At 71.6% G+C, this 26,072-nt stretch carries 27 protein-coding genes; 11 read left to right on the top strand and 16 right to left on the bottom strand.

All coding sequences use genetic code 11. The annotated features are described in order from the left end of the window. Nucleotides 1–216 precede the first annotated feature (216 nt). Nucleotides 217–1,368, top strand: coding sequence for a serine hydrolase domain-containing protein (locus ACH47Z_RS03435; RefSeq protein ID WP_399069985.1), 1,152 nt, complete (start codon nucleotides 217–219; stop codon nucleotides 1,366–1,368). Between the two features lie 61 nt (nucleotides 1,369–1,429). Here the strand turns inward: ACH47Z_RS03435 and ACH47Z_RS03430 are convergent, their stop codons facing one another. Further along, nucleotides 1,430–1,849, bottom strand: a complete 420-nt coding sequence (locus ACH47Z_RS03430) for an organic hydroperoxide resistance protein (RefSeq protein WP_399069983.1) — start codon at nucleotides 1,847–1,849, stop codon at nucleotides 1,430–1,432. 108 nt (nucleotides 1,850–1,957) lie between these two features. Further along, nucleotides 1,958–2,956 (bottom strand): NADP-dependent oxidoreductase, encoded by a 999-nt coding sequence (locus ACH47Z_RS03425; protein WP_399069981.1) that lies wholly within the window; start codon nucleotides 2,954–2,956, stop codon nucleotides 1,958–1,960. 112 nt (nucleotides 2,957–3,068) lie between these two features. On the opposite strand from ACH47Z_RS03425, the gene ACH47Z_RS03420 reads away from it, so the two are divergent. Beyond that, the gene (locus ACH47Z_RS03420; protein WP_399069979.1) at nucleotides 3,069–3,515 is read left to right on the top strand and encodes a MarR family winged helix-turn-helix transcriptional regulator; all 447 of its coding nucleotides are present in this window, start codon (nucleotides 3,069–3,071) and stop codon (nucleotides 3,513–3,515) included. Between the two features lie 10 nt (nucleotides 3,516–3,525). Beyond that, nucleotides 3,526–4,431, top strand: coding sequence for an EI24 domain-containing protein (locus ACH47Z_RS03415; RefSeq protein ID WP_399069977.1), 906 nt, complete (start codon nucleotides 3,526–3,528; stop codon nucleotides 4,429–4,431). Here the strand turns inward: ACH47Z_RS03415 and ACH47Z_RS03410 are convergent. Continuing rightward, complete coding sequence (locus ACH47Z_RS03410) at nucleotides 4,396–5,343, bottom strand: LysR family transcriptional regulator (RefSeq protein WP_399069975.1); 948 nt, start codon at nucleotides 5,341–5,343, stop codon at nucleotides 4,396–4,398. The genes ACH47Z_RS03415 and ACH47Z_RS03410 overlap by 36 nt on opposite strands. A 58-nt stretch (nucleotides 5,344–5,401) precedes the next feature. Here ACH47Z_RS03410 and ACH47Z_RS03405 point away from each other — a divergent pair, with 58 nt between their 5' ends. The 4 genes from ACH47Z_RS03405 (at nucleotide 5,402) to ACH47Z_RS03390 (ending at nucleotide 10,189) form a co-directional block, all read left to right on the top strand. Next, nucleotides 5,402–6,214, top strand: coding sequence for an NAD(P)-dependent oxidoreductase (locus ACH47Z_RS03405; protein WP_399069973.1), 813 nt, complete (start codon nucleotides 5,402–5,404; stop codon nucleotides 6,212–6,214). Continuing rightward, nucleotides 6,214–6,600, top strand: coding sequence for a RidA family protein (locus ACH47Z_RS03400; RefSeq protein ID WP_399069971.1), 387 nt, complete (start codon nucleotides 6,214–6,216; stop codon nucleotides 6,598–6,600). The genes ACH47Z_RS03405 and ACH47Z_RS03400 overlap by 1 nt, the downstream gene beginning before the upstream one ends. A gap of 58 nt (nucleotides 6,601–6,658) precedes the next feature. Continuing rightward, nucleotides 6,659–9,097: a beta-glucosidase gene (locus ACH47Z_RS03395; RefSeq protein WP_399069968.1), complete on the top strand. Its 2,439-nt coding sequence runs from the start codon at nucleotides 6,659–6,661 to the stop codon at nucleotides 9,095–9,097. Between the two features lie 405 nt (nucleotides 9,098–9,502). Further along, entirely contained in the window at nucleotides 9,503–10,189 is a 687-nt protein-coding gene (locus ACH47Z_RS03390) for a hypothetical protein (RefSeq protein ID WP_399069966.1), read from the top strand. Here the strand turns inward: ACH47Z_RS03390 and ACH47Z_RS03385 are convergent. Together ACH47Z_RS03385 and ACH47Z_RS03380 are read right to left on the bottom strand one after the other, a co-directional pair. Next, nucleotides 10,186–11,163, bottom strand: coding sequence for an aldose epimerase family protein (locus tag ACH47Z_RS03385; RefSeq protein ID WP_399069964.1), 978 nt, complete (start codon nucleotides 11,161–11,163; stop codon nucleotides 10,186–10,188). The two genes, ACH47Z_RS03390 and ACH47Z_RS03385, sit on opposite strands and share 4 nt — an antisense overlap. Before the next feature lie 10 nt (nucleotides 11,164–11,173). Beyond that, nucleotides 11,174–12,058 carry an SGNH/GDSL hydrolase family protein gene (locus ACH47Z_RS03380; RefSeq protein ID WP_399069962.1) on the bottom strand — a complete coding sequence of 295 codons (885 nt, stop codon included), beginning with the start codon at nucleotides 12,056–12,058 and terminating at the stop codon, nucleotides 11,174–11,176. 279 nt (nucleotides 12,059–12,337) lie between these two features. Between ACH47Z_RS03380 and ACH47Z_RS03375 the strand changes: the two genes are divergently transcribed. Next, nucleotides 12,338–12,832 (top strand): DUF3145 domain-containing protein, encoded by a 495-nt coding sequence (locus ACH47Z_RS03375; RefSeq protein ID WP_399069960.1) that lies wholly within the window; start codon nucleotides 12,338–12,340, stop codon nucleotides 12,830–12,832. A 69-nt stretch (nucleotides 12,833–12,901) separates the two neighbouring features. Here the strand turns inward: ACH47Z_RS03375 and fabF are convergent, their stop codons facing one another. The 5 genes from fabF to ACH47Z_RS03350 all read right to left on the bottom strand — a co-directional run bounded on the left by fabF (nucleotide 12,902) and on the right by ACH47Z_RS03350 (nucleotide 17,872). Further along, nucleotides 12,902–14,164 (bottom strand): beta-ketoacyl-ACP synthase II, encoded by a 1,263-nt coding sequence (gene fabF / locus ACH47Z_RS03370; protein WP_399069958.1) that lies wholly within the window; start codon nucleotides 14,162–14,164, stop codon nucleotides 12,902–12,904. A gap of 85 nt (nucleotides 14,165–14,249) precedes the next feature. Continuing rightward, nucleotides 14,250–14,498, bottom strand: coding sequence for an acyl carrier protein (locus ACH47Z_RS03365; protein WP_046425089.1), 249 nt, complete (start codon nucleotides 14,496–14,498; stop codon nucleotides 14,250–14,252). 80 nt (nucleotides 14,499–14,578) lie between these two features. Then, nucleotides 14,579–15,610 carry a ketoacyl-ACP synthase III gene (locus ACH47Z_RS03360; protein WP_399069956.1) on the bottom strand — a complete coding sequence of 344 codons (1,032 nt, stop codon included), beginning with the start codon at nucleotides 15,608–15,610 and terminating at the stop codon, nucleotides 14,579–14,581. A gap of 10 nt (nucleotides 15,611–15,620) precedes the next feature. Beyond that, nucleotides 15,621–16,553, bottom strand: a complete 933-nt coding sequence (locus ACH47Z_RS03355; RefSeq protein ID WP_399069954.1) for an ACP S-malonyltransferase — start codon at nucleotides 16,551–16,553, stop codon at nucleotides 15,621–15,623. An 89-nt stretch (nucleotides 16,554–16,642) separates the two neighbouring features. Then, nucleotides 16,643–17,872: a PucR family transcriptional regulator gene (locus ACH47Z_RS03350; RefSeq protein ID WP_399069952.1), complete on the bottom strand. Its 1,230-nt coding sequence runs from the start codon at nucleotides 17,870–17,872 to the stop codon at nucleotides 16,643–16,645. A gap of 73 nt (nucleotides 17,873–17,945) precedes the next feature. Between ACH47Z_RS03350 and ACH47Z_RS03345 the strand changes: the two genes are divergently transcribed. Further along, nucleotides 17,946–18,599 (top strand): pirin family protein, encoded by a 654-nt coding sequence (locus ACH47Z_RS03345; RefSeq protein WP_399070368.1) that lies wholly within the window; start codon nucleotides 17,946–17,948, stop codon nucleotides 18,597–18,599. An 18-nt stretch (nucleotides 18,600–18,617) separates the two neighbouring features. Here ACH47Z_RS03345 and ACH47Z_RS03340 read toward each other — a convergent pair whose 3' ends face one another. Both ACH47Z_RS03340 and ACH47Z_RS03335 read right to left on the bottom strand, forming a co-directional pair. Continuing rightward, the gene (locus ACH47Z_RS03340; protein WP_399069950.1) at nucleotides 18,618–19,439 is read right to left on the bottom strand and encodes a serine hydrolase domain-containing protein; all 822 of its coding nucleotides are present in this window, start codon (nucleotides 19,437–19,439) and stop codon (nucleotides 18,618–18,620) included. Between the two features lie 19 nt (nucleotides 19,440–19,458). Continuing rightward, nucleotides 19,459–19,935 carry a GNAT family N-acetyltransferase gene (locus tag ACH47Z_RS03335; RefSeq protein ID WP_399069947.1) on the bottom strand — a complete coding sequence of 159 codons (477 nt, stop codon included), beginning with the start codon at nucleotides 19,933–19,935 and terminating at the stop codon, nucleotides 19,459–19,461. Nucleotides 19,936–20,032: 97 nt separating this feature from the next. Here ACH47Z_RS03335 and ACH47Z_RS03330 point away from each other — a divergent pair, with 97 nt between their 5' ends. Next, a complete protein-coding gene (locus ACH47Z_RS03330) occupies nucleotides 20,033–20,488 on the top strand; it encodes a MerR family transcriptional regulator (protein WP_399069945.1) in 456 nt (151 codons plus the stop codon). Nucleotides 20,489–20,494: 6 nt separating this feature from the next. On the opposite strand, the gene ACH47Z_RS03325 is transcribed toward ACH47Z_RS03330, so the two are convergent. The 3 genes from ACH47Z_RS03325 to ACH47Z_RS03315 form a co-directional block, all read right to left on the bottom strand. Beyond that, nucleotides 20,495–21,352, bottom strand: coding sequence for a DUF4429 domain-containing protein (locus tag ACH47Z_RS03325; RefSeq protein ID WP_399069943.1), 858 nt, complete (start codon nucleotides 21,350–21,352; stop codon nucleotides 20,495–20,497). Nucleotides 21,353–21,418: 66 nt separating this feature from the next. After that, nucleotides 21,419–22,636: an alpha/beta hydrolase gene (locus ACH47Z_RS03320; protein ID WP_399069941.1), complete on the bottom strand. Its 1,218-nt coding sequence runs from the start codon at nucleotides 22,634–22,636 to the stop codon at nucleotides 21,419–21,421. A gap of 83 nt (nucleotides 22,637–22,719) precedes the next feature. Then, nucleotides 22,720–23,355 carry a TetR family transcriptional regulator gene (locus tag ACH47Z_RS03315; RefSeq protein WP_399069940.1) on the bottom strand — a complete coding sequence of 212 codons (636 nt, stop codon included), beginning with the start codon at nucleotides 23,353–23,355 and terminating at the stop codon, nucleotides 22,720–22,722. 66 nt (nucleotides 23,356–23,421) lie between these two features. On the opposite strand from ACH47Z_RS03315, the gene ACH47Z_RS03310 reads away from it, so the two are divergent. Continuing rightward, on the top strand, nucleotides 23,422–25,044 hold the full coding sequence (locus ACH47Z_RS03310; RefSeq protein WP_399069938.1) for a DHA2 family efflux MFS transporter permease subunit: 1,623 nt from the start codon (nucleotides 23,422–23,424) through the stop codon (nucleotides 25,042–25,044). 275 nt (nucleotides 25,045–25,319) lie between these two features. On the opposite strand, the gene ACH47Z_RS03305 is transcribed toward ACH47Z_RS03310, so the two are convergent. Further along, the gene (locus ACH47Z_RS03305; protein WP_399069936.1) at nucleotides 25,320–26,063 is read right to left on the bottom strand and encodes a potassium channel family protein; all 744 of its coding nucleotides are present in this window, start codon (nucleotides 26,061–26,063) and stop codon (nucleotides 25,320–25,322) included. Nucleotides 26,064–26,072 lie beyond the last annotated feature (9 nt).

The raw sequence follows: 26,072 nt of genomic DNA, 5'->3' as shown, positions 1-26,072 counted from the left end.
GCCGTCCAAGACCCGCACGCGCACCTGAGCCCCGCTCCGCTTCCGCGCGCCACGCCGTGCCATCGGCCATCCGGGGCATGCAGGTGACACTCGGCGGCCCCCGCCGCGGTTGAGTCGATCAGGTACATCGCGCCGTACCGGTCTGGGGAACGTCCGGAGCGGGAACGGGCGTTGTGCAGGGGGAGCAGCGAGAGCGGCTCAGGTTGAGGAGAGCGGATGACTCAGGAGATCACCGTCCACGGCACGGTCGCCGAGGGCTTCGAGGCGGTGCGCGAGGAGTTCGCCGCGTTCGTCGCCGGGGAACGGGACGACTACGAGGGGCAGTTGTGCGCGTACGTGCACGGGAGGCAGGTCGTCGACCTGTGGGCGGGCGGCGAGGCGGACTCCCTGTACGGCGTGTTCTCGTCCACCAAGGGCGCCGCGCATCTCGTGGTGGCACTCCTGGTGCAGGACGGCACCCTGGAGCTGGACCGCAAAGTGACCTACTACTGGCCGGAGTTCGCCGCCGAGGGCAAGGGTGCGGTGACCCTCCGTGAGCTGTTGGCCCACCGGGCGGGGCTGGTCGGGATCGACGCCGGGTTCTCGGCGGAGGAGCTGGCCGACGACCGGGCGATCGCCGAACGGCTCGCGGACCAGAAGCCGTTCTGGCGGCCGGGCACGGCGTTCGGCTACCACGCGTTCGTGATCGGCGCACTCACCGGAGAGGTGGTCCGCCGGGCCACCGGACGCACGCTCCAGGAGGTGTTCGAGGAGCGGATCCGGGCGCCGTACGGCATGGACTTCTACCTGGGGCTGCCCGAGTCCGAGGAGCCCCGCTTCCGCTCCGTGCAGTCGATGCTCCCCACCCCGGAGCAGCAGGCCGAGCTGGCGGCCCAGCGGACGGGTCCGCACTCACTGGCCTCGATCGCCTTCAACGGCCATGTGCCGGAGCCGGCGACGCTGGAGGACCACGCCAACTCCCGCCGGGTGCGCGCCAAGGGGCCGGCGTCGGCGGGCGGGGTCGCCTCCGCGCGCGGTCTGGCGAGGATGTATGCGGCTGCGATCAGCGAACTGGCCGACCGCCCGCCGCTGCTGAAGCCGGACACGGTCGCCGAGGTGGGCCAGATCCACTCCGTCGGCTACGACCTGGTGGCCCGCGGCCACAGGGCGTTCGGCCTCGGCTTCCAGGCGACGGCCGACGTGGCGTACCCGGTCCTGGGTGCCGGTGCCTTCGGTCACAGCGGAGCGGGCGGCTCCCAGGCCTTCGCCGACCCGAGGAGCGGCCTGGCGTACGGCTACACGCGGCGCAGGATGGCGTTTCCGGGCGGGGCGGCGCCGGAGAACGAGGGATTCGTGAGAGCGGTGCACAAGGCGGTCCTGGCCGCCTGAACACGACGGCAGCCGCACCCCACGTCCAGGGATGCGGCTGCCGCAGTGACAACGACGGGTGTCAGACCAGCGTCACGGTGATGTTGCCGCGGGTCGCCTTCGAGTACGGGCACACATGGTGGGCCTTCTCGACCAGGTCCCGGGCCACCTCGGCGGACACGTTCGGGATGTTCGCGGAGATCTCCACGATGATCCCGAACCCCTCGTCGTTCTTGCCGAGGCCGACCTTCGCGGTGACGGTCGACCCGGAGATGTCGGCACCTTCCTGCCGGGCGACGACCCCGAGCGCGCCCTGGAAGCACGCGGAGTACCCCGCGGCGAACAGCTGCTCCGGGTTGGTCCCGGCCCCGCTGCCGCCCATCTCCTTCGGCGGGTTGACGACGACGTCGAGTCGGCCGTCGTCGGTGGCGACCCGGCCGTCACGGCCGTTCTCCGCGGTGGCTACGGCGGTGTACACGACGTCGGACTGCGTGATGGGCATGCGGTTGTCTTCCTCCTCGGTCCGCCGCGACTCGCGCCCACGATCGACGGCGGATTTCGGAAAGAAGTTACCGCATGCCGGAAACGGTGGGGAAGGGGTGGCGGAGTCCTACAGTTTGACGATCATCTTCCCGGTGTTGTCACCGCGCAGCACCCCGAGGAACGCCTCCAGGTTGTTCTCGATGCCCTCGACGACGGTCTCGCGGTACTTGAGCCGACCGGAGGCCACCCACGGGCCGACCTCGGCGACGAACTGTGGCTGGAGGTCGTAGTGGTCGCCGACCAGGAAGCCCTCGATACGGCCCCGGGTCTGGATCAGCCGGGCGAGGTTCTTCGGGCCGGGAGCGGGCTCGGTGTTGTTGTAGACCGAGATCATGCCGCAGACGGCGATACGGCCGCCCTGGTTGAGGGAGCCGATGGCCGCCTCCAGGTGGTCCCCGCCGACGTTGTCGAAGTACACGTCGATGCCGTCGGGAGCGGCGGCGCGCAGCTGCTCGGCCACCGGGCCGCTCTTGTAGTTGAAGGCGGCGTCGAAGCCGTACTCCTCGACCAGCAGCTTGACCTTCTCGTCGGAGCCGGCCGAGCCGATCACCCGCGACGCGCCCAGAAGCTTGGCGATCTGGCCGACCTGGCTGCCGACCGCGCCCGCGGCGCCGGACACGAACACGACGTCGCCCTCCTTGAAGGAGGCGGTGCGCAGCAGACCGGCGTAGGCGGTGAGGCCGGTCATGCCGAGCACGCCGAGGTACGTCGACAGGGGCGCGGCCTCGGGGTCGACCTTGACGGCGTGCTTCGCGTCCATGACCGCGTACTCGCGCCAGCCGAAGAAGTGCAGGACGTGGTCGCCCGCCTCGATGCCCTCGGCGTTCGACTCGATCACCTCGCCGACCGCGCCGCCCTGCATGACCTTGCCCAGCTCGAAGGGGGCGGTGTACGACTTCGCGGCACTCATCCGGCCCCGCATGTACGGGTCCACCGAGAGGTACTTGTTCCTCACCAGCACCTGGCCCGCACCGGGGGCCGGGACCTCGGTCTCGACCAGGGCGAAGTCCTCGGGCTTCGGCCAGCCGACGGGACGGCTGAGCAGGTGCCACTCGCGGTTGATCATGACGGCCTTCCTCACATGCTTCGCGAAATGCTCCGCGCAAATACTTCAGAACCTGAAACAACCATGCTCCTGAATATTTCAGCATGTCAAGTAACGAGGTATCCTGGAGCCCATGTCCACTCCGTCCAGTCCATCGCAGACCCGCCGCCCGGACGCCCTGACCATGGAGGTCGTCGAGCTGATCGGAGACGTCGTGGCCCGCTTCTACGCGGACTACGAGAAGGCGGCGGGCGAGCACACGCTGACCGGCCCGCAGGCCCGGCTCCTCAGCCTGCTCTCGCTGGAGCCGCTGCCGATGCGGAAGCTGGCCCAGAAGCTGAAGTGCGAGCCGTCCAACGTGACCGGGATCGTGGACCGGCTGGAGTCCCGGGGGCTGGTCGAGCGGCGCCCCGACCCCGCCGACCGCCGCGTGAAGCTCGCCGCCGCCACGGACGAGGGCCTGCGCATGGCCCAGGACCTGCGCGAGGGCCTGCGCTTCGCCCGCGAACCCCTCGCCGGGCTCTCCGAGGACGAGCGCCGGTCGTTGCGTGATCTGCTGCGGCGGATGCTGAACGCGTAAAGTTTTCGCCATGCGTGATCTCGGGGTGGGGTTCGGCTATCTGCTGAAGGGCCAGCGCTGGGTCAGCCGGCACGGCAGGCAGTACGGCTTCGGGCTGCTGCCGGGGCTGGTCACCCTGGTGCTGTACGTCGCCGCGCTCGTCGCGCTCGCCGTGTGGGGCGAGGACGCGGTCACCTGGGCGACGCCGTTCGCGGACGACTGGTCGAGCCCCTGGCAGGGCCTGTTCCGCGGCTTCCTCACCGCCGTCCTCTTCGCGCTCGGACTGCTGCTCGCCGTGCTGACCTTCACGGCCGTCACCCTGCTGGTCGGCGAGCCCTTCTACGAGAGCCTGTCGGAACAGGTCGACGCCGACGTCTCGCCCGAGGGCACCGCCCCGCGCTCGGGGCTGCCGCTCTGGCGCGACCTGTGGATCTCGGCCCGCGACAGCCTGCGTGTGCTGGTGCGGGCCGCGCTGTGGGGCGTCCTGCTCTTCGCCCTGGGCTTCCTTCCCCTCGTCGGCCAGACGGTGATCCCGGTGATCGGGTTCTTCGTCACCGGCTTCTTCCTCACCGAGGAACTGACCGCCGTGGCCCTCCAGCGCCGGGGCGTCGACCTGCGCGCCCGGCTCGCCCTGCTCCGCTCCCGCAAGACCCTGGTCTGGGGCTTCGGCACCCCACTCGGCCTGGCCTTCCTGGTTCCGTTCGTCGCGGTGTTCCTGATGCCCGGCGCTGTCGCGGGGGCGACGATGCTGGCGCGGGAGCTGTTGGGGGAGGAGATTGCAGCCGCGGGCAATCGTGCCGCTGGGGCGGCTCCCGACCCGGAGCAAAGCGCACCCTGCACGCGCCGGCAAGCGACCCAACCCCCGGCCGGCACCAGCACCGAGCACCCACATGGCACCGGCTCACCCCGGGATCCGGGCCGCCGCCTCCCGCAGTGACCCGATGAAGGCCTGCGCCGCCATCGTCAGGGAACGGCCCCGTACCGTCGCCGCGTAGACCCCCCGCGGCGGGGCGTCCTCAGGGTGCAGGGGCAGCAGGGTGACGTCCGGCCGTAGGGAGGATGCGGCCAGGGCCGGGACCAGGGTGACGCCCAGGCCGGCGGCGACGTAACCCTGCTTGGCGGTCCACTCGGCGACGACGTGTGCGACGCGCGGCCGGAAGCCCTGCCGTACGGCCGCGTCGAGGAGCGTGCCCTCGGGCCGGGTGCTGCCGGCGATCCAGTCGGCGTCGGCCAGCCGGGCCAGCCGTACCGGACCGGCGGCCGCCGCGAGCGGATGGTCCGCGGGGACGGCGACGTACAGGGTCTCGTCGAGCAGATGGTGCAGTGCGTACGTGTCCAGCGGGGCGCGGCCCGTCGTGGAGACCACCGCGAGGTCGAGATGGCCGGCCGTGAGCCGGTCCAGCAGGGCGGGGGAGAGGCCCTCCTCGCGCGAGACGCGGACGCGCGGACGGCGGGCGCGGAACGCGGCCAGCGCGTGCGGGACGAGCGCCGCGTCGGCGGTGGCGAACGCGCCGAACCGCAGCCGGCCGCCCGCCGCCGTGCGCAGGTCGGCCAGCTCGCGCACGGCACCCCGCAGCGACGCGGTGACGGCCTCGGCGTGCGGGACCAGGGTCCGGCCGGCCTCGGTCAGCCGTACCCCGCGCGGCAGCCGGTCGAAGAGCGGACCGCCGCCGAGCGCCGACTCCAGCGCGGAGATCTGCCGGGACACCGCGGACTGGGTCCAGCCCAGCGTCCGCGCGGCCACCGTGAACGAGCCGTGCCGGGCGACCTCCAGGAACACGCGCAGCCAGACGGTGTTCAGGTCGGGCGGCTCGGAGCCGGCGGGCGGGGTGGTATGCGAGGTGGGCATGGCAGCGATGCTATTCATTCGCTTGTCGCATCGCGCGGCCGGTCCTAGCGTCGACGGCATGCAGAAGATCGCGTTTCTGGGGCTGGGCCACATGGGCGCCCCGATGGCTCGCCGGCTGCTCGCGGCCGGGTATCCGCTCACCGTCTGGAACCGCTCCCCGGCCAGGGCCGAGCCGCTCGTCGCCGAGGGGGCCGTGCTCGCCGGGTCGCCCGCGGCGGCCGTGCGGGACGCGGACGTCGTCCTGACGATGCTCGCCGGACCGGACGCGCTGACCGACGTCGCCGACGCCGTCGTACCCGAGCTGCGGCCGGGCACGGCCTGGGTCGAGATGTCCACCGTCGGGCCGGACGCCGTAAGGGAGTTGGCCGCGCGGCTGAAGGACGGGGTCGTGCTGGTCGACGCGCCGGTCATGGGCAGCACGGACAGGGCCGCCGACGGCACGCTCGGCATCCTCGCGGGCGGCGACACGGCCGCCGTCGAGCAGGTCCTCGCCCACCTCGGCACACTCACCCGCACCGGCCCCCTCGGCTCGGGCGCGGCCCTCAAACTCGTCGTCAACACGGCGGTGATCGGCGGCGTCGGCATCGTCGCGGAGGCGCTGCGGCTCGCCGGCGCGCTCGGCCTCGACGGCGACACCGCCCGTACGGCCCTCGCGTCGAGCCCGCTCGGCGGCGCGGTCGGCCGGGCCTTCGCCGAGGGCGTCCACTTCGCCACGGACCTCGCGGTGAAGGACCTGCGGATCGCCGTGGACGCGACACAACTCCCTGTCACCGAAGTCGTGTTGACGCACTTTCGGCAAGCCGCCGAAGACCCCGCCCTGTCCCGCGCCGACATCGCCCAGGCAGTCACCCGCATCCGGAAAGGCCTCTGATGAACGTCACCCTCACCAGCCCCGCCGACGCCCCGCAGCCCGCCAACGCCTACTACTCCCAGATCGCCCGCGTCGAACAGGCCGACGGCGACGCCCTGTTGTTCCTCTCGGGTCAGATCGCCGAGGGAGAGACGCTGGCCGAGCAGACCCGGGGCGTCTTCGAGACGATCGACGCCCTGCTGAAGTCGCAGGGCGCGAGCCTCGCGGACGTCATCAACATCCGTACCTACCTGACCGACATCGGCAGGCTCGACGAATACGGTTCCGTGCGCCGCGAGTTCCTCACCGGGACCGCGCCGACGAGCATGACGTTCGAGGTGCCGAGGCTGTTCCGGCCGGAGGCGCAGGTGGAGATCGAGGTCGTGGCGGCCGTGGTACCCGCGTAGCGCACGGCGGCTCAGGCAGGATTGAGGCATCCGTGGACGTCAACGAGGAGGTACCGCGATGGCGGGATCCCAGCGCACCCCGGCCGGCAAGGCGCGCGAGACGGTCGTGGAGGAGGCGCTCTCGCGGCTCGACCTCGATGCCAAGGCCCGGCTGCTGGCCGGGCAGGACATGTGGACCCTGCCCGCCCTGCCCGAGATCGGCCTGAAGTCGCTCGTCATGTCCGACGGGCCGATCGGCGTCCGGGGTGCGCGCTGGAGTGCCGACGACCCCTCCGTCGCCCTGCCCTCCCCGACCGCGCTGGCCGCCACCTGGGATCCCGAACTCGCATACCGAGCCGGTGTGTTGCTCGCCCAGGAGGCCCGCCGCAAGGGGGTGCACGTGCTGCTCGCCCCCACCGTCAACCTCCATCGCTCGCCGCTCGGCGGGCGGCACTTCGAGGCCTACAGCGAGGACCCGCATCTGACGGGCGCGATCGGCGCCGGGTACGTCACCGGTGTGCAGTCCGGCGGGGTCGGCACGACGGTCAAGCACTTCGTCGCCAACGACGCCGAGACCGACCGCTTCACCGTGAACAACCTGGTCTCCGAACGCGCCCTGCGCGAGCTGTACCTGGCCCCCTTCGAGGCGATCGTCGAGAACGCCCGCCCCTGGGGCATCATGACCGCCTACAACACGGTCAACGGCACGACCATGACCGAGCACCACCACCTCGTCAACGAAGTCCTGCGCGGAGAATGGGGCTTCGACGGGTTCAACGTCTCCGACTGGATGGCCGCCCGGGACACCGTCGGTTGCATCAACGGCGGTCTGGACGTGGCGATGCCGGGCCCTCGGACCGTCTACGGCGCCGCCCTCGCCCAGGCCGTCCGGGACGGCGAGGTCGCCGAGGCCACCGTCGACGCCGCCGTACGGCGCGTGCTGCGGCTCGCCGCCCGCGTCGGGATCCTCGACGGCGCCGAACCCGTCGTCACCGAGCTGCCCGCGACCGTCGACGGCATCGAACTGGCCCGCGAGATCGCCCGCCGCTCCTTCGTCCTCGTCCGCAACGAACGCGGTGCTCTTCCCCTGAAGAACGGCACCGTGGCCCTGATCGGCGCCGCCGCCCGCGACGCCCGTGTCCTCGGCGGCGGCTCCGCCACCGTCTTCCCGGCCCGCGTCGTCTCCCCACTCGACGGCCTCACCGCCGCGCTCCCCGAGGGTACGCTCACGTACACCGTCGGCGCCGACCCCGCCACCGAACTCGCCGTCGCCGACGGGGGATTCACCCTGCGTGCCGTCTGCCGCGACACCGACGGCCAGGTCATCGGCACCCGGTCGGCCCCCGGCGGGCTGATCCAGTGGATGGGTTCCGACCTCCCCGACGGCGTCACCCACGACACCCTGCACACGGTCGAGTTGACCGGCACCTTCACTCCCCGCGAGTCCGGCCCGCACACCTTCGGCATCAAGGGCATGGGCGCCTTCACGCTCACCGTCGACGGCACCACCTACTTCGACGACGTCCAGCGCCCCGACGAGGGCGACCCCTTCGAGGCCTTCTTCGCCGCCCCCGTACCCCGCGCCCAGGCCGAACTCACCGCCGACGAAACGGTCGACGTCTCCCTCACCCACGTCGTCCAGCTCCCCGACGACGTCCCGATGCGGGTCGTCACCTTCGCCCTCGCCCACGCCGAGCCCGAGCGCGACGCCGACACGCTGATCGCCGAGGCCGTCGAGGCCGCCCGCGCAGCCGACACGGCCGTCGTCGTGGTCGCCACCACCGACCGCGTCGAGTCCGAGGGCTTCGACCGCACCGACCTCCGGCTGCCCGGCCGCCAGGACGACCTGGTCCGCGCGGTCGCCGCCGCCAACCCGAACACGGTCGTGGTCGTCAACTCCGGCTCCCCGGTCGAACTGCCCTGGCGCGAGGACGTGGCCGCCGTCCTGCTGACCTGGTTCCCCGGCCAGGAGGGCGGCGCCGCCCTCGCCGACGTCCTCACCGGCGCCCAGGAGCCCGGCGGCCGCCTCCCCACCACCTGGGGCTCCCTCGCCGACGCCCCGGTCACCCGGGTCGTCCCGGCCGACGGCGAACTGCCGTACACCGAGGGCGTGTTCATCGGCTACCGCGCCTGGGAGAAGGCCGGCCGCACCCCGGCGTACCCCTTCGGCCACGGCCTCGGCTACACCGACTGGGCCTACGAGAGCATCGTCGCCGACGGCACCACGGCCCGCGTCCGGCTGCGCAACACCGGCGAGCGGCCCGGCCGTGAGGTCGTCCAGGTCTACGTCTCCCCGGCCGAGCCCGACCCCGAGCGCCCGGCCCGCTGGCTCGCCGGCTTCGCCTCCGCCGAGGCCGGGCCCGGCGAGAGCGTCGAGGTGATGGTCGCGCTTTTGCGCCGGGCCTTCGAGGTCTGGGACGAGAAGGCGAAGGCGTGGGCATGTGTGAAGGGTTCGTACGAGATCACCGCCGGACGCTCGATCGCCGACCGTGGGCTCGCCACGCCGATTAACGTCTGATCCGGGACAAGTCCCCCTTCAGCAGCCCCGGTCCGGGACCTGACCTCCGGACCGGGGCTCATCACGTCCGGGCGGGTATGGCAGACTCCCGGCCCGCGAGAACACCGGACACACCGGGCACGGGGGAGAGGCATCGTGTATCCAGGGCAGCAGCAGGGGCCTTACGGCCAGCAACCGCCGACGGGGCCGTACGGACAGCAGCAGCCGCCTGCGGGATCGTACGGACCGTACGGGCAGCCGCCGCAGTATCAGCAGCCGTACGCGCCTCAGCAGCCGTACGCGCCTCAACAACCGTATCCGCCTCAACAACCGTATCCGCCGCAGCAGATGTATCCGCAGCAGCCGTACCCGCCGCAGCAGCCCTCTCCTCCCCAGCCGCCCGCGCAGGAGGTCGGTGAGGGGCGTATGCGGCTGGATCCGAACCTCACGCCCGCCCAGCGCGAGCTGGCGCTGAAGATCCAGGAGAAGTCCAAGCCCATGGCCTACGGCATGGTGCTCGGCGTTCCGCTCACCTTCGGCGGCGTCCACTACGGCATCACGCAGAAGCCCCTCGGCTTCGTCGCCGCGCTCGCCGGACTGGGCCTGCTGGCCTTCGGCGTCTACTCGCTGCTGCAGATGCAGGGACTCAAGCGGCAGTTGCGGCTCATCACGGCGGACGCCTGGCGTTCCCCGGCCGCGCATCTGCCCGGCGCCCGCAAGGCCGCCACGCAGGCCGCGTACCTCAACGGCCTGCTGGTCCTGCTGTCCCTCGCCGCGACCGGCTATCTGCTCTACAAGGGCGCCGGCTGGGGCGCGTACGGCAACTCCCTCGGCTTCGGCGCGCTGATGACCGCCGCAGCGCTGCCCTTCGGCCTGGCCCTGGCCGCCGCGACCACCATCCCGCAGCTGCTCCAGGTGATTCCGGCCGGCGCCAAGGTCGGCCGGAGCCTGTACTCGATCATCTTCGTGCTGGCCACGACGGTGACGGGCGAGGGCATCAAGAGCCACGCCGTCGGGCCGGTCGTGGGTGGCGGGGCGACTCTGCTGATCTGCTGGGGTGCGATGACCCTGCTGGGCAAGGCGGCGAAGAGAATGCGCGGGGAGCGCGTCTAACGCACCGAGAAGGCGTACACCGTCTCCGACCCGAACACCTCGCCCGGCCTCAGCACCGTGCTCGGGAACTCCGGCTGGTTCGGGGAGTCCGGGAAGTGCTGGGTCTCCAGGGCGATGCCGTCGCCCGGGGCGAACGGGGCGGGCAGGTGGTCGGCGGTGTAGAGCTGGAGGCCCGGCTCGGTCGTGGAGATCGTCAGGGTGCGGCCGCAGGCGGGGTCGTGCAGCTCGGCGACCTCCTGTGGGGCGGCGGTCACGCCCTTGTCCAGGACGAAGTTGTGGTCGTAACCCGAGCCGGTCTTGCGGGCGGCGCGGAAGTCGAAGCGGGAGCCGGTCACGTCCTCGATGGCGCCCGTCGGGATCAGATCGGCGTCCACCGGGGTGAACCGGGACGCGGCGATCCGCAGCTCGTGGCCGCCCGCGTGGCCCGCGTCATGGCCGGCCAGGTTGAAGTAGCCGTGGTGGGTGAGGTTGAGGACGGTCGGCGCGTCCGTCGTCGCCTCGTAGGCGAGGTGCAGGGCACCGGCCGGGTCCAGGGTGTACGTCGCCGAGACCGCCAGGCGGCCCGGGAAGCCCTCCTCGCCGTGCGGGCTGATCCGGGTCAGCCGCAGGCCGTGCTCGACCGGCTCGGCGTCCCACACCCGCTTGTCGAAGCCGTGCGTGCCGCCGTGCAGGGAGTTGGGGCCGTTGTTCGGCTCCAGGGCGTAGACCGCGCCGTCCAGCGGGAAGCGGGCGCCCGCGATCCGGTTGGCGTACCGGCCGACCAGGGCCCCGAAGTACGGCTCCGGGTGCGCGAGATAGCCGTCCAGGGACGGGAAGCCCAGCACCACGTTCGCCGTGCGACCCTCGCGGTCCGGGATCTCCAGGGAGCGGACGATGCCGCCGTACGTCAGGATCTCCACGCGCGTCCCGGCGCGCTCCAGCGTCCAGCGGTGGACCTCGGTGCCGTCGGAAAGTGTGCCGAAAAGTTCAGTCATGTGGGAAACCCTAGGTCACGGCCGTGATCGTCTTGTAGGCGATCGCCGCGAGCCGCGCCTGGCCGTCCTTGCTGGGGTGGAACCAGTCCCAGTGGCTGAGCTGGTCGGTGCCGAAGTCGTAGTCGTAGACCGCGCCCCCGTCGAAACGGCAACGGCGGTCCTTGGCGCAGACCTCCTTCAGCACCTTGTTGTACTCCACCACCCGCTGCTGCACCTGGTCCCGGCGCCGGCCGGCCGCGGTCGTCAGGTCGTCCGCGTCGGACAGCATCGACGGGCAGATGCCGAGCTTCCAGACCTGCTTGCCCAGCGGATTGGTGCGGCCCTCGGACCACAGCCGCTTCAGGTTCGGCACGCTCGCCACGTACACCTGCGTCTTCGGCTGGGCCGTCCGCAGCGTGCGCAGCGCCTCCTCGAAGTCCGCGCGGAAGTCGGCCACCGGGGTCATCGCCGACGCCGAGGAACGGCAGGCGTCGTTCGCGCCCGCCATCACCGTCACCAACGCCGGGCCGCGCGCCGCCGCCTGGGCCATCTGGGCCGGCAGGTCCGCCATCCGGGCGCCGGTCACCGCGTAGTTCCAGCTGCGCTCCGCCGCGCCCGACACGCCGAGCAGCCGCACCGCCAGACTGTCGACGTCGGCGTCGCTGCCCGTCGCCCAGGACACCTCGGGGCAGTCCGAGAGCACCGTGCACGCGTCGAAGCCGCGCGTGATGGAGTCGCCGACCGCGGCGATCGAGTCCGGGCTGCGGTTCCACACCGGGGCGGACCGGGCGGCGCGCGCCTTGGTGCCCTGCGGCACGGGCGTGCTGCCGCCGCCCGCTTCGCATCCGGCGACTGACAGCGCGGCGGCCGCCACGACGGCGAGGGCGGCGCGCGTACGGCTGCTCGGCTTCCGCATCCCCTGCTGGTCCCCTCGTCGTCGGACCCGGTACCCACCGGGCCTTCGTTCTGTGCTTCCTCCCATAACAACGCGCGAGGGTTCCCGGCCGGGCGCGCTGGAACGGCGCACCCCCGTACAAGCGTCCCCCTGGGTGAATGGCAGAGGTTTCCTGGCACCGGGACCGACGGTACGTCACACTCCTTGCGCCGCCGCAAGGTAGCCTCGCCATGAAACGCGGCCGTCGCGCCACTGCCGCCAGCCAGTCCGCAAGATGTCCCGCTCTGTCCGGAGGTTCCGGTGACGACACGTGGAGTTCTGTACGTGCACTCCGCGCCGCGCGCGCTGTGCCCGCACGTCGAGTGGGCGGTCGCCGGGGTGCTCGGCACGCGCGTCAACCTCGACTGGATCCGGCAGCCCGCGGCCCCCGGCACCTGGCGCTCGGAGTTCTCCTGGCAGGGCGAGGCCGGCACGGCGTCCAAGCTCGCCTCGGCGCTGCGCGGCTGGCACCTGCTCCGCTTCGAGGTCACCGCCGAGCCCTGTGCCACCGCCGAGGGCGAGCGCTACAGCTGCACCCCCGACCTCGGCATCTTCCACGCCGTCACCGGCATCCACGGCGACATCCTCATCCCCGAGGACCGCCTGCGCGCCGCCCTGCAGCGCAGCCAGCGCGGCGAGACCGACCTGGAGGCCGAGCTGTCCAAGCTCCTCGGCAAGCCGTGGGACGACGAACTGGAGCCGTTCCGGTACGCGGGCGAGGGAGCCCCGGTGCGCTGGCTGCACCAGGTGGTGTGAGCAGCCGTCGTAGGCGTGTACGGGAAAGGGCCCCCTGCCGGCTGGCAGGGGGCCCTTTGCTCAGGTCTCTCAGACGGTCCTGAACGCCAGCACCACGTTGTGTCCGCCGAAGCCGAACGAGTCGTTCAGCGCGGCGATGCGGCCCTCGGGCAGCCGGCGGGCCTCGCCACGGACGATGTCCGCGTTGACCTCGGGGTCGACGTTGTCGAGGTTGATCGTCGGCGGAGCCGTACGGTTCACGAGCGCCAGGATCGACGCGACGGTCTCGATACCGCCGGCGCCACCGAGCAGGTGACCCGTCATCGACTTGGTCGCGGAGATCGCCATGTGGTCGACGTCGTCGCCGAACACCTTGCGCAGCGCCTTGATCTCGGCCACGTCACCCTGCGGCGTCGAGGTCGCGTGCGCGTTCACGTGCACGACCTCGGCCGGCTTCAGGTCGGTGTTGTCCAGCAGGTTCTGCAGCGCGTGCGCGATGCCGTTGCCGGACGGCTCGGGCTGGGTGATGTGGTGGGCGTCGGCGGAGATGCCCTGGCCGACCGCCTCGACGTAGATCCGGGCGCCGCGGGCCTTCGCGTGCTCCTCGGACTCCAGGACGATCACACCGGCGCCCTCGCCGAGCACGAAGCCGTCACGGCCGGCGTCGTAGGGACGCGAGGCGCCCTCGGGGTCGTCGTTGTTCTTGCTCATCGCCATCATGTTGCCGAACGCGGCGATGGGAAGCGGGTGGATGGCGGCCTCGGTACCACCGGCCACGACCACGTCCGCACGCCCGGTGCGGATCATCTCGATCGCGTACCCGATGGCCTCCGCGCCCGAGGCGCAGGCCGAGACCGGGGTGTGCACGCCCGCGCGGGCGCCCAGCTCGATGCCGACGTTGGCCGCCGGGGAGTTGGGCATCAGCATCGGCACGGTGTGCGGGGAGACACGGCGTACGCCCTTGTCCTTGAGGACGTCGTACTGGTCCAGGAGCGTCGTCACACCGCCGATGCCGGAGGCGACGACCGCACCCAGACGGTCGGGGTTCACGGACGGGTCCTCACCGGCCTTGGCGGTGAAACCGGCGTCCTTCCAGGCCTCCTGAGCGGCGATCAGCGCGAACTGCGCGGACCGGTCCAGCTTGCGGGCCTGCGGCCGGGGGATGATCTCGGACGGGTCGACCTTGATCTGCGCGGCGATACGGACCGGCAGCTCGGCGGCCCACTCCTGCTCCAGGACACGGACGCCGGACGTGCCGGCGACGAGGGCGTCCCAGAACGACGCTACGTCGCCACCCAGCGGTGTGGTTGCGCCGATACCGGTGACGACCACGGTGCGATTGGTCGGGCTCACGGGAATTCTTTCTCCAACGGATACGGGATTCATACGGCGAAACACCGCCGGGTGGCGGGGCCTAGCAGCGGGACTGAGGGGTGACTCAGGCCTGGTGCTTGAGGATGTAGTCGGTCGCGTCGCCGACGGTCTTGAGGTTCTTGACGTCCTCGTCCGGGATCTTCACGTCGAAGCGCTCTTCGGCGGCGACGACGACCTCGACCATGGACAGGGAGTCGACGTCCAGGTCGTCGGTGAAGGACTTGTCCAGCTGGACGTCCTCAACCGGGATGCCGGCGATCTCGTTCACGATCTCGGCGAGACCTTCGACGATCTCTTCCTGAGTGGCGGCCATGTTGGCGCTCCTTCTTAGCTGTTCCAGACGGTTTGTGGCAGTTGTCCCCCTGCCGGACCGCTTGATCCGGCACGGAGTGCCTAGGGGAGGGTAACGACCGTGGCGGCGTAGACGAGACCCGCCCCGAATCCGATGACGAGCGCGGTGTCGCCGCTCTTCGCCTCCCCGGTCGCCAGGAGCCGCTCCATCGCGAGCGGGATCGAGGCGGCCGAGGTGTTGCCGGTGGTGCGGATGTCACGGGCGACCGTGACGTGCTCCGGCAGCTTGAGAGTCTTCACCATCGAGTCGATGATCCGCACATTGGCCTGGTGCGGGATGAAGACGTCCAGGTCGTCCGGGCTGATCCCGGCCGCGTCCAGCGCCTGCTGGGCGACCTTCGCCATCTCGAACACGGCCCAGCGGAACACCGCCTGGCCTTCCTGCGTGATCGCGGGGAACTTGACGTTGCCCTCGCTGTCCAGCGGCAGCTCGGAGACGTCGCCGATCCGGAAGCGGTCCCATGCGACGGTCTGCTTGATCGTCTCGGCCTTGTCGCCCTCGGAGCCCCACACGGTCGGGCCGATGGCCGGCTCCTGCGAGGGGCCGACGACGACCGCGCCGGCGCCGTCGCCGAACAGGAAGGCCGTGGCCCGGTCCTCCAGGTCGGTCAGGTCGCTGAGCCGCTCCACGCCGATGACGAGCACGTACTCGGCGGAGCCCTCCACCACCATGCCCTTGGCGAGCGTGAGGCCGTAGCCGAAGCCCGCGCAGCCCGCCGAGATGTCGAAGGCGGCGGCCTTGTCGGTGCCCAGCTTGTCGGCGATCTCGGTGGCGACGGCCGGGGTCTGCTTGAAGTGCGAGACGGTCGAGACGACCACGGCACCGACCTGCTCGGCGGAGATGCCGGCGTCCGCGATCGCCTTCCCGGCGGCCTCGACGGACATCGCGGCGACCGTCTCCTCAGGACCGGCCCAGTGCCGGGTCTCGATGCCGGAGCGCGAGCGGATCCACTCGTCGGACGAGTCGATCTTCTCGAGGATCACCTCGTTGGGCACCACGCGGGTCGGCCGGTAGCCGCCGACACCGAGGATGCGCGCGTACGGGGCACCCTTGCTGGGCCTGATCTTCGCCATCTACGGCTCCTTAGGCGTCGGCGCCGGCGTGCTCGGAGATGAGCTCGCGGGCCGCGTCGAGGTCGTCGGGGGTCTTCAGAGCAAGCGTCGTGACACCGGGCAGCGCGCGCTTGGCCAGGCCGGTCAGTGTGCCACCCGGGCACACCTCGATGAGCGCGGTGACGCCCAGCTCCTTGAACGTCTCCATGCACAGGTCCCAGCGCACGGGGTTGGCGACCTGGCCGACGAGCCGCTCGAGGACCTCGGCACCGGTCGCGACCGTCTCGCCGTCGCGGTTGGAGACGTAGCGGAGCTTCGGGTCGGCGGGCGTCAGCTCGGCGGCGGCCTTGGCCAGCGCGTCGACGGCCGGGGCCATGTGGCGGGTGTGGAAGGCGCCGGCGACCTTCAGCGGGACGACCTTGCGGACGCCCTCGGGCTTGTCCTCGGCCAGCGCGGCCAGCTGCTCCAGCGTGCCCGCCGCGACGATCTGGCCCGCGCCGTTGATGTTCGCCGGGGTCAGGCCCAGCTTCTCCAGGTGCGCGAGCGACGTCTCCGGGTCGCCGCCGAGCAGCGCCGACATGCCGGTCTCGGTGATCGCGGCGGCGTCGGCCATCGCCAGACCCCGCTCGCGGACCAGGCGCAGGGCGGCGGTGTCGTCCAGGACTCCGGCGAAGGCGGCAGCGGTGATCTCGCCGACGCTGTGGCCCGCGACCGCGCCCGGGGTGATCTCGGCAATGTCACCGAGTGCCGCGCCGGACAGGATGCCGGCGGCGACCAGCAGCGGCTGGGCCACGGCGGTGTCACGGATGGCGTCGGCGTCGGCCTCGGTGCCGTAGTGCACCAGGTCCAGTCCGATGGCGTCCGACCACGCGGCGACGCGGTCCTTGGCGCCGGGCAGTTCGAGCCAGGGGGTCAGGAAGCCAGGCGTCTGGGCGCCCTGGCCGGGAGCGACGAGTACGAGCACTCTCACACTCTCTCTTGGGGACGGCCGGGGCCGCCCGTGGGGACAGGGACGAAGAACACGGAGGGCTTTTGTGGGTCTCCGACAAAACCCTATGTCTGGGGTTCGCCGTCGGCCAGACGCCCCAGGATGAGCGCGATCCGCAACGTGAAGGCGGATCGTACATCCGAAGGCGACCAACCGGTGACGTCAGTCACACGTCGGAGCCGGTAGCGCACGGTGTTCGGGTGAACGAAGAGCATCCGGGCGGCGCCTTCCAGGCTGCTCGCCTGCTCCAGGTAGACACTCAGGGTTTCGAGGAGCGCCGAGCCCGCCTCCTCCAGCGGTCTGTAGATCTCCTCCACCAGCTGCTCGCGGGCGCTCGGATCGCCCGCGATGGCCCGCTCCGGCAGCAGATCGTCCGCCAGCACCGGCCGAGGCGCGTCCTGCCAGGCGGAACACGCCTTCAGCCCCGCGGCGGCGGCCTGCGCGGACCGCGTGGCGGCGAGCAGGTCGGGTACGACGGGCCCGGCGACGACGGGTCCGGCGGCGAAGGGCCCGATGAGCGACTTGGCGACGGCGAGCGGGTTGTTGCTCCCTCCCGCGATGACGACGAGCCGGTCCCCGAGCACCCCGGTGAGCACCTGGAGCTTGGCATGCCGGGCGGCCCGCCGGATCGCCTCGACGGTCAGCTCGCTGTCCCCGTCGGGCGCGGTCCCGAGGACGACACATACGTGCTCGGGCGAGTTCCACCCGAGGGCCGCGGCCCGGCTGACGGCCCCCTCGTCGGCCTCCCCGCTGAGCACGGCGTTGACGACGAGGGACTCCAGCCGCGCGTCCCAGGCACCGCGTGCCTCGGCGGCCTGGGCGTACACCTGGGCGGTGGCGAAGGCGATCTCCCGGGCGTACACGAGCAGGGCTTCGCGCAGCACGCGCTCATCGCCCGGAGCCGCCACCTCGTCGATGGCGGACTCCATGACCTCGATGGTGGTCCGCACCATCTCCACGGTCTGCCGCAGCGTGATCGCCCGCGTCAGCTCGCGCGGCGCGGTGCCGAAGACGTCGGTGGAGATCGCCTGCGGGGCGTCCGGGTGCCGGAACCACTCGGTGAAGGCGGCGATGCCCGCCTGGGCCACCAGCCCGATCCAGGAACGGTTCTCCGGTGGCATCGCCCGGTACCACGGCAGGGTCTCGTCCATGCGCGCGATGGCCTGCGCGGCCAGGGACCCGGAGGACTTCTCCAGTCGCTTCAGGGTCGCGGAGTGCGGGTGGACGGCGCGTGCGTGGTGGGCGGCGCGGGAATCCGCGTGGGGATCGCTGCTGCGGGATTCGGGTTCGGGCACGGGACAAGACTGCCTTATCGGGCCGGGACCGTGTGCCGCCGGGTCACGGGTGAGGTCTACGGTGGTGCCCGTGATGGACGTACGGCGCGCCGCTGAGCGCTACCCCGGGGGTGACCCTCAGGCCGGGATCGACTCCTGGCACGCCTTCTCCTTCGGCCCGCACTACGACCCCGGCAACCTGCGCTTCGGCGCGGTGATCGCCTGCAACGAGGAGCACCTCGCCCCCGGCGCCGGCTTCGACGAACACCCGCACAGCCACACCGAGATCGTCACCTGGGTGATCGAGGGCGAACTGACCCACCGCGACTCCACGGGCCACGAGACGAAGGTCCGCCCCGGTGACGTCCAGCACCTCAGCGCGGCGGCGGGCGTGCGCCACGTGGAACGCAACGACGGCCCGGCCCCGCTGACCTTCCTTCAGATGTGGCTGACCCCGGGCACCCCCGGCGGCGAACCGTCGTACGAGATCATCCCGGGCATCGCGGACTCCACGCCGTACGCCGTGCCCGCGGCCGGTGCGATGCTCCACGTCCGCCGTTTGGCGCGGGGGGAGCGGACGGCGGTGCCGGACGGGGCGTATGTGTACGTCCACGTGGTCCGGGGCGAGGTCGCGCTGGCGGGGGAGCCGCTGGGAGCGGGGGACTCGACCCGGATCACCGGGGCGGAGGGCCTGGAGGCGGTGGGGGCGACGGCGGCGGAACTGCTGATGTGGGAGATGACGGGCTAGGGGCGGGCCAGGGGTGGCTCAGCCCCACAGCTCCCCGAGCACCGCGTCCGTGAACAGTGGCCACGCCTCGATCGCCCAGGGTCCGAACGCGCGGTCCGTCAGGGCGACCCCCGCCACCCCCGCGTCCGGGTCGATCCACAGGAACGTACCGGACTGGCCGAAGTGGCCGAAGGTCCGGGGCGAGGACGAACTCCCCGTCCAGTGCGGGGACTTGGTGTCCCGGATCTCGAAGCCCAGGCCCCAGTCGTTGGGGTTCTGGTGGCCGTATCCCGGCAGGACGCCCTTCGTCCCGGGGTACTGCACGGTCATCGCCGCCGCCACGGTCCGCGGATCCAGCAGCCGGGGCGCCTGCACCTCCGCCGCGAAGCGGAGCAGGTCGGAGACCGTGGACACGCCGTCCTTCGCCGGTGAGCCCTCCAGCGATGTCGACGTCATGCCCAGCGGCTCCAGCACCGCCTGCCGCAGATACTCGGCGAACGGAATGTCCGTCGCCTTGGCGAGGTGATCCCCGAGCTGCTCGAACCCGGCGTTGGAGTACAGCCGCCGCTCCCCGGGCGGCGCCGTCACCCGGTGCTCGTCGAAGGCCAGCCCGGAGGTGTGGGCCAGGAGGTGGCGGACGGTCGCACCGGGCGGCCCGGCCGGCTCGTCCAGCTCGATCGCGCCCTCCTCGTACGCCACGAGCGCCGCGTACGCCGCCAGCGGCTTGGTGACCGAGGCGAGCGGAAAGCGGTGCCCGACGGGGCCGTGCGTCCCGAGGACGGTCCCGTCGGCTCGTACGACACCCGCCGCCGCGGTGGGGACGGGCCAGTTCTCGATCGACGCGAGGCTCTTCAACGACATGGGGCCGAGCCTATGCGGCTCACAGCCGCAGCCGCATCGACGGGTCGGGGTCACGCGTGAAGCCGAGGGAGGCGTACAGCGGCTCGGCCTCCGGGGAGGCGTTGAGCAGCACGTGCCCGGCGCCCCGCTCGCGGAACCAGGCCAGCAGTTCCTCCATGCACGCGCGCGCGTACCCGCGCCGGCGGGCGTCCGGGTCGGTCGCGACGCTGAAGACGTGCCCGACCCGCCCGTGCGGATTGCCGGCCTTCCCGATCCGGTACTCCAGCGTCCCGACCACCAGCGCGGCCAGCGCTCCCGGCCGGTCGGGATGGTCCACGACGAAGGCCGCGAGGTCCCCGCCCTCCCCGGCGAGCCGCGCCCGCAGCGTCGGCAGGGACTCGGCGTGCCAGTCGGTCGACCGGTCACCTCCCGCGATCGGCAGCGCGTCGATCATGACCTGGCGCAGCCGCAGCACTTCCGCGGCGTCCTCGGGCAGGGCCCGGCGTACAAGACTCATGCGTCGCACGCTAACCATGCGCCCCGGCGTACGTCCCGCCTTTTCTTTACCGGGTCCCGCTTGCCTGGAGTGCACTCGAAGGCCATAGCGTGGGTCCATGACGGTGATGCAGACCACGCCAGCCGACACCGCTCGCACGACCCCCGCCGACATCTGCTCCGCCCCGCCCAGACGCCATCCACGCCCCGAGGGCCAGGACCGCTACACGATCAGCGAGGTCGTCGCGTTCACCGGGCTCACCGCGCACACCCTGCGCTGGTACGAGCGGATCGGCCTGATGCCGCACGTCGACCGCTCCCACACCGGCCAGCGCCGCTACAGCAACCGTGACCTGGACTGGCTGGACTTCGTGACCAAGCTGCGGCTGACGGGCATGCCGGTGGCGGACATGGTGCGGTACGCGGAACTGGTCCGGGAGGGCGAGGGCACGTACCCGGAGCGCCAGGACCTGCTGGAGTCGACGCGCAGGGACGTCCTGAACCGCATCGCCGAACTCCAGGACACCCTCTCCGTACTGGACCGCAAGATCAGCTTCTACGCGACGGAGCGGTGACCCCCGTCACAACTCGGCCAGCAACTCCGCCTTCTTGGAGGAGAACTCCTCGTCGGTGACCAGCCCGGCCTGATGCAGTTCCCCGAGATGCCGGATCCGCTCGGCGATGTCCGCGGGGTCCCGCCGCGCCGGGGCGGCCGGTATCGCGGGTACCGGCCCCCTCGTGCGTACGGCGGCCAGGACCGCGGCGGCGAAGGGCAGTGACTCGTGCACCGGCCCGTATCCCAGCCCGAAGACCACGGCCGCCGGATCCTGGTCGGGCTGTACGGCCGCGGCCGGGTCCGCCGAGCGCCGGATCAGCCGCATGTGCCCCTCGAAGACCTCCGGCGACCGCCATTGCACCCCGCTGAGGTCGGTCACCGGAAAGCTCTGGTCGCCCGCCTTCCACTTCGCCGAGGACGCGCCCGTCCAGGACCAGCGGAACTGCACGGACGTCCCGTCGAAGGACGCCTTCCCGTCGTAGGCCTTGAAGTGCAGCGGCGCCTCGGGCGCGGCCACCAGGTAGCGGTCGGCCGGACCGGAGCCGGCCTCGGTCAGCAGGCTCTTCAGCTCGTCCGCGTAGTACTCGGCGAGCGTCTCCCGCTCGGCCGGCAGCACCAGCCGGTACGGATCGGAGCCCTCCTTCAGCTGCCCGTCGGCCGCGTCCATCAGCGGATCGGCGCCGGCGCGCGGCAGCAGACGCAGCACGACGGTGCCGCGCCTGCCCGGGGTGAGGCTCACGCCCTCGACCGCGGACAGCGGGACGCGCCGTTCGCCGAGCGCCTGGAACAGCTTCGGTGTTCGAATCCCCCGTTCGTAACGGATGAGCACGGAGTCGGACTCGAACTCCCAGACGGCATGAAAACCCGCCAGTACGTCACCCATGCGGCTCATCGTATGCGGCACGTGCTCCTCCGTCGCCACCCGCGCAGACCGCACTTCCTGCTGTTTCTACGCGCGTCCGGCCATGGTCGTGCCGGGCACACCGGCCTGGCACAGGTCGTTGTCGCGCGCGCACGTCACCTCGTCGTACGCCCCGACGCCGACGTCGGCGAGGTTGCGCAGGCTGTCCGTGCCCGGCTGGAAGTAGCCGGCGTGGCCGTGCGCGTCCCGGGCGGACAGCACGCGCGCGCCGAACGCCGAGGACACCGGGTCGGCGCCGTGCCCCAGCCCGCCCAGCTCCAGGTACGGCACGTCCTGGATCCAGTCGGTGGCGTCCCGCATCGCCCACACCTGGGCGCCGGTGCGCAGATGGGAGGCCCGGGAGACCCGCATGCCGGGGCTCGCGGCCACGGCTATGTCGGACACCCTGCGGGGCATGGCGTGCGCGGCGACACCGCAGACCACCGAGCCGTAGCTGTGGCAGATCACCGCCACCGGGGCCGTGCCGGGCAGGGCGTCCAGCAGGGCGTTCAGCCGCAGGGACCCCTCCGCGGCGCGCAGCCCGGTGGCCGCGTCCACGCCGAGCCCGTCGGGTGACGTGTAGTCGGCCCAGGCGATCACGGCCGTACGGGTCGTGGGGCTCGCCGTGTGCTCCGCCGCGTACAGCGCCTGGGCCATGCCGACCGGGGCGGTGTACTGGCGGTTGGTCTTCTGGAAGGTGAGCAGGTCGGTGTCGACGCCGGGGACGACGACCGAGATCCGCTGGGCCTGGTTCAGGTTCCCGAACACCTCGGCGATGCGGCCCGAGCCCTCGGGGTCGAAGGCGAGGATCTGCCGGCCGGGGGTCAGCAGGGACTCGTAGCGGTGCATACGGCGGCCCGCGTCCTGGTGCCCGGCCGCGCTGAGCCGGTTGTCGTGCATGCGTTTCTTCTCGACCCTGCGGGCCTGCTCCAGCGCGATGCGGTTCGCTTCGTAGCGCAGGGGGACGGGGGCGCCGTTCATGTTGCCCACCGCGAGCGGATAGCGGTGGGCGAGACGGGCCTGCTCCTCGGCGGTGAGCGAGGTGAAGAAACGGGTCAGCAGCGCCGGGTCGGACTCGGGGTCCGGCAGCCGGTGGCCGTGGAGGTAGCCGTGCTCCCACTTGCTGAGCGAGGCCTGCAGTGCCGTCGACTCCCGGTGGCTGTGCAGGGCGGTCCAGCCGGTGGTCGCGAGCATCACGAACACCACGGCCAGCGCCAGCAGTGCGCGCCAGACGTTCAGTTGCGGGGAGGTGTCGAAGGAAGTCACTGGGAAGACACACTAGGAGAACGGGACGGTCTCGCGGTAACCGAGTGACAGGTATCACGTTTCGCCAAAGGTCGAACGGTCCGTCAACGATCTCTGTCCGAGCGCCAGTTCCCGGTGAGTGCCGGACCCACCTCATCCAGGTGGGACGCGGTGAGTTGACGGATCGACTCCAGGCTGAAGTCCTCGCCCGTGCACCACTGCCGCTCGGTGACCCTTATCACTCCGCCGAACACGGCCACCGCGAGCCGCGGCCGAGGGTCGGTGTCCACGTCGACACCCTCGCGCTCGGCGAGCAGCCGCGCGATCGTCTCCTCCACGGCGGCCGAGCGGAGCAGGTGGGCGGCGAGCAGCGCCGGCGTCGACTCGATCATCCGGTACATCCGCAGGTACAGCTCGACCGGGACCGCCGACTCGACGGTCTCCCGGATCGCGTCCCAGCCCTCCAGCACCGCCCGGCGCAGCGCCTCCATCGGCGCCTCGTGCGCGGGCCGTGCCCGTACGCACGCCACGAAGTGCCGCTCGGTCATGTCCTGCACCGCGAAGGCCGCGTCCTCCTTGCCGGCGAAGTAACGGAAGAAGGTGCGCTGCGACACCCCGACGGCCTCGGCGATCTCGTCGACGGTCGTCCGCTCGTACCCCTGGCTCGTGAACAGCTCGAGAGCGGCTCGAAGGAGCGCGTCCCGGGTGCGCTGTTTCTTGCGTTCGCGCAGTGTTTCCACAGGTGTCAGTTACTGACATGTGAAAATGTTTGTCAACTGTCAGTGACTGTCACTAGCCTCGAACGCATGACTAGTCAGACCACCATCGACGCCTCGGGGGCGGGGGACGGGGCTACGGCAGCCCCGGTCGAGGCGCCTCCTGCCGCGGGGCTGCGCGGCCATCCCTGGTTCACCCTCATCACCGTCGCCGTAGGGGTCATGATGGTGGCCCTCGACGGCACCATCGTGGCCATCGCCAACCCGGCCATCGCCAAGGACCTCGGCGCGAGCTTCGCCGACGTCCAGTGGATCACCAACGCCTACTTCCTCGCCCTCGCGGTCTCCCTGATCACCGCGGGCAAGCTCGGCGACCGCTTCGGCCACCGCCAGACCTTCCTGATAGGCGTGACCGGCTTCGCCGCCGCCTCGGGCGCCATCGGGCTGTCCAACAGCATCGCCGCGGTCGTCACCTTCCGCGTCTTCCAGGGCCTGTTCGGCGCGCTGCTGATGCCGGCCGCGCTCGGCCTGCTGCGGGCCACCTTCCCGGCCGAGAAGCTCAACATGGCGATCGGCATCTGGGGCATGGTCATCGGCGCCTCCACCGCGGGCGGCCCGATCCTCGGCGGCCTGCTGGTCCAGCACGTCAACTGGCAGTCGGTGTTCTTCATCAACGTGCCGGTCGGCCTCATCGCCCTGACCCTCGGCCTGCTGATCCTGCGCGACCACCGCGCGGAGAACGCCCCGCGCTCCTTCGACATCCTCGGCATCGCGCTGCTGTCCGGCGCGATGTTCTGCCTGGTCTGGGCCCTGATCAAGGCCCCGGCCTGGGGCTGGGGCGACGGCAAGACCTGGACGTTCATCGCCGCGTCGGTGCTGGGCTTCGCCCTCTTCTCCTTCTGGGAGACCAAGGTCAGGGAACCCCTGATCCCGCTGAGCCTGTTCCGCTCGGTCCCGCTGTCGGCGGGCGTCGTCCTGATGGTCCTGATGGCCATCGCCTTCCTGGGCGGCCTGTTCTTCGTCACCTTCTACCTGCAGAACGTGCATGGCATGAGCCCGGTGAACGCGGGTCTGCACCTGCTGCCCCTGACCGGCATGATGATCGTCGGCTCCCCGCTGGCGGGCGCGGCGATCACCAAGGTCGGCCCGCGGATCCCGCTGGCCGGCGGCATGGCGGCCACCGCGATCGCCATGTACGGCATGTCCACCCTCGAGGCGGGCACCGGCAGCGGTGTGATGTCGGTCTGGTTCGCCCTGCTGGGCCTCGGCCTCGCGCCGGTCATGGTCGGCGCCACGGAGGTCATCGTCGGCAACGCCCCCATGGAGCTGTCCGGTGTCGCCGGCGGTCTCCAGCAGGCCGCGATGCAGATCGGCGGCAGTCTCGGTACGGCCGTGCTGGGCGCCGTGATGGCCTCCAAGGTCGACAACTCCCTCGCGGGCAACTGGAAGTCGGCGGGGCTGCCGCCGCTCACCCCGGCTCAGGAGGGCCTCGCCTCGCAGGCGGTGCAGCAGGGGGTCGCCCCGGTACCGAAGGGCGCGGCGGAGCCGATCGCCGCGAAGATCACCGAGGTCGCCCACCACACGTTCATCTCCGGCATGAGCCTCGCCTCCCTGGTCGCGGCGGGCGTGGCGACGGTCGCCGTCCTCGTCGCACTGCTCACCAAGCGGGGCGCGAACGCCGAGGCCGGCGGCGCGGGCGTGGGCCACATCTGAGGCCGATCCGGGCGGAGTTCACCTATCAGGGTGGCTCCGCTAAAGATCGCTCGCACCGGACGCGCGCCACGGGTCACATTGGGTCAGGTCCTCCGCAGGACATGGGAGGACGGTCGGCTTGTGGCGCGCGCAGTGGAGGGGGCTGCGCGCGCCGGGCCGTACGTAGCTGCGGGCGGTCGTGCCGCTGGGGCGGCTCCCGACCCACAGCAAAGCGGCACCCGGCAAGCGCCGGCAAGCGACCCGACACCCGGCCCGCGACACCGCCGGACACCCCGTCAACTGCGTTGTTCCTCGCGCTCGGTGGCCAACCGGGCCACCTCAGCCCGCAGCAGGCGAACCTCCTCGGCCAAAGAGGCGATCGCCTCCGTCTGGCGCCGTTCCTCCACGTCGTCCTTCTCGAACCGTGCGATGAACCACGTCGCGATGTTCGCGGTCACCACACCCAGCAGCGCGATCCCGGACAGCATCAGCCCGACGGCGATCATCCGGCCCAGGCCGGTCGTCGGGGCGTGGTCGCCGTATCCGACGGTCGTCATCGTCGTGAAGGACCACCACACGGCGTCACCCAGCGTCCGGATGTTCCCCTTCGGCGAGTCCCGCTCCACGGACAGCACCGCGAGCGACCCGAACATCAGCAGCCCGATCACCGCCCCGCCGACGTACGTCGTGAGCCGGATCTGCGAGGCCATCCGTGCCCGCCGCCCCACCAGCAGCAGCGTCGACACCATGCGCAGCAGCCGCAGCGGCTGCAGCAGCGGCACCACCACGGCGCACAGGTCTATCCAGTGCACGCGGACGAACTGCCGGCGCTGCGGGCTGAGTGCCAGGCGTATCAGGTAGTCCACCGCGAACACCCCCCACACCACCCACTCCGTGACGGTGCAGAGCACCGTCAGGACCGGGCTCGCGGGGTTGTCCACGATCGGCACGGCATAGGCGACGGCGAACGCCACCGTCAGGGCCAGCAACGGCCGTTGGGTATACCGTTCCCAACGCGCCTGCGCCGACTGATCGTTCATGCCCGCAAT

It is taken from the genome of Streptomyces sp. NPDC020192 (assembly GCF_044388685.1).
Lineage (GTDB): Bacteria > Actinomycetota > Actinomycetes > Streptomycetales > Streptomycetaceae > Streptomyces.
This window is presented reverse-complemented; position numbering and strand designations above follow the sequence as displayed.

Bases quoted from the DNA above. Each gene is read 5' to 3' on its own strand.
- ACH47Z_RS03365 (WP_046425089.1), bottom strand. From the start codon at position 14,498: ATGGCCGCCACTCAGGAAGAGATCGTCGAAGGTCTCGCCGAGATCGTG.
- ACH47Z_RS03325 (WP_399069943.1), bottom strand. From the start codon at position 21,352: ATGGGTGACGTACTGGCGGGTTTTCATGCCGTCTGGGAGTTCGAGTCC.
- ACH47Z_RS03430 (WP_399069983.1), bottom strand. From the start codon at position 1,849: ATGCCCATCACGCAGTCCGACGTCGTGTACACCGCCGTAGCCACCGCG.
- ACH47Z_RS03410 (WP_399069975.1), bottom strand. From the start codon at position 5,343: ATGCCCACCTCGCATACCACCCCGCCCGCCGGCTCCGAGCCGCCCGAC.
- ACH47Z_RS03380 (WP_399069962.1), bottom strand. From the start codon at position 12,058: ATGCGGAAGCCGAGCAGCCGTACGCGCGCCGCCCTCGCCGTCGTGGCG.
- ACH47Z_RS03305 (WP_399069936.1), bottom strand. From the start codon at position 26,063: ATGAACGATCAGTCGGCGCAGGCGCGTTGGGAACGGTATACCCAACGG.
- ACH47Z_RS03310 (WP_399069938.1), top strand. From the start codon at position 23,422: ATGACTAGTCAGACCACCATCGACGCCTCGGGGGCGGGGGACGGGGCT.
- ACH47Z_RS03415 (WP_399069977.1), top strand. From the start codon at position 3,526: ATGCGTGATCTCGGGGTGGGGTTCGGCTATCTGCTGAAGGGCCAGCGC.
- ACH47Z_RS03335 (WP_399069947.1), bottom strand. From the start codon at position 19,935: ATGAGTCTTGTACGCCGGGCCCTGCCCGAGGACGCCGCGGAAGTGCTG.
- ACH47Z_RS03425 (WP_399069981.1), bottom strand. From the start codon at position 2,956: ATGATCAACCGCGAGTGGCACCTGCTCAGCCGTCCCGTCGGCTGGCCG.
- ACH47Z_RS03435 (WP_399069985.1), top strand. From the start codon at position 217: ATGACTCAGGAGATCACCGTCCACGGCACGGTCGCCGAGGGCTTCGAG.
- ACH47Z_RS03330 (WP_399069945.1), top strand. From the start codon at position 20,033: ATGACGGTGATGCAGACCACGCCAGCCGACACCGCTCGCACGACCCCC.
- ACH47Z_RS03395 (WP_399069968.1), top strand. From the start codon at position 6,659: ATGGCGGGATCCCAGCGCACCCCGGCCGGCAAGGCGCGCGAGACGGTC.
- ACH47Z_RS03345 (WP_399070368.1), top strand. From the start codon at position 17,946: ATGGACGTACGGCGCGCCGCTGAGCGCTACCCCGGGGGTGACCCTCAG.
- ACH47Z_RS03385 (WP_399069964.1), bottom strand. From the start codon at position 11,163: ATGACTGAACTTTTCGGCACACTTTCCGACGGCACCGAGGTCCACCGC.
- ACH47Z_RS03360 (WP_399069956.1), bottom strand. From the start codon at position 15,610: ATGGCGAAGATCAGGCCCAGCAAGGGTGCCCCGTACGCGCGCATCCTC.
- ACH47Z_RS03405 (WP_399069973.1), top strand. From the start codon at position 5,402: ATGCAGAAGATCGCGTTTCTGGGGCTGGGCCACATGGGCGCCCCGATG.
- ACH47Z_RS03340 (WP_399069950.1), bottom strand. From the start codon at position 19,439: ATGTCGTTGAAGAGCCTCGCGTCGATCGAGAACTGGCCCGTCCCCACC.
- ACH47Z_RS03420 (WP_399069979.1), top strand. From the start codon at position 3,069: ATGTCCACTCCGTCCAGTCCATCGCAGACCCGCCGCCCGGACGCCCTG.
- ACH47Z_RS03390 (WP_399069966.1), top strand. From the start codon at position 9,503: ATGCGGCTGGATCCGAACCTCACGCCCGCCCAGCGCGAGCTGGCGCTG.
- ACH47Z_RS03400 (WP_399069971.1), top strand. From the start codon at position 6,214: ATGAACGTCACCCTCACCAGCCCCGCCGACGCCCCGCAGCCCGCCAAC.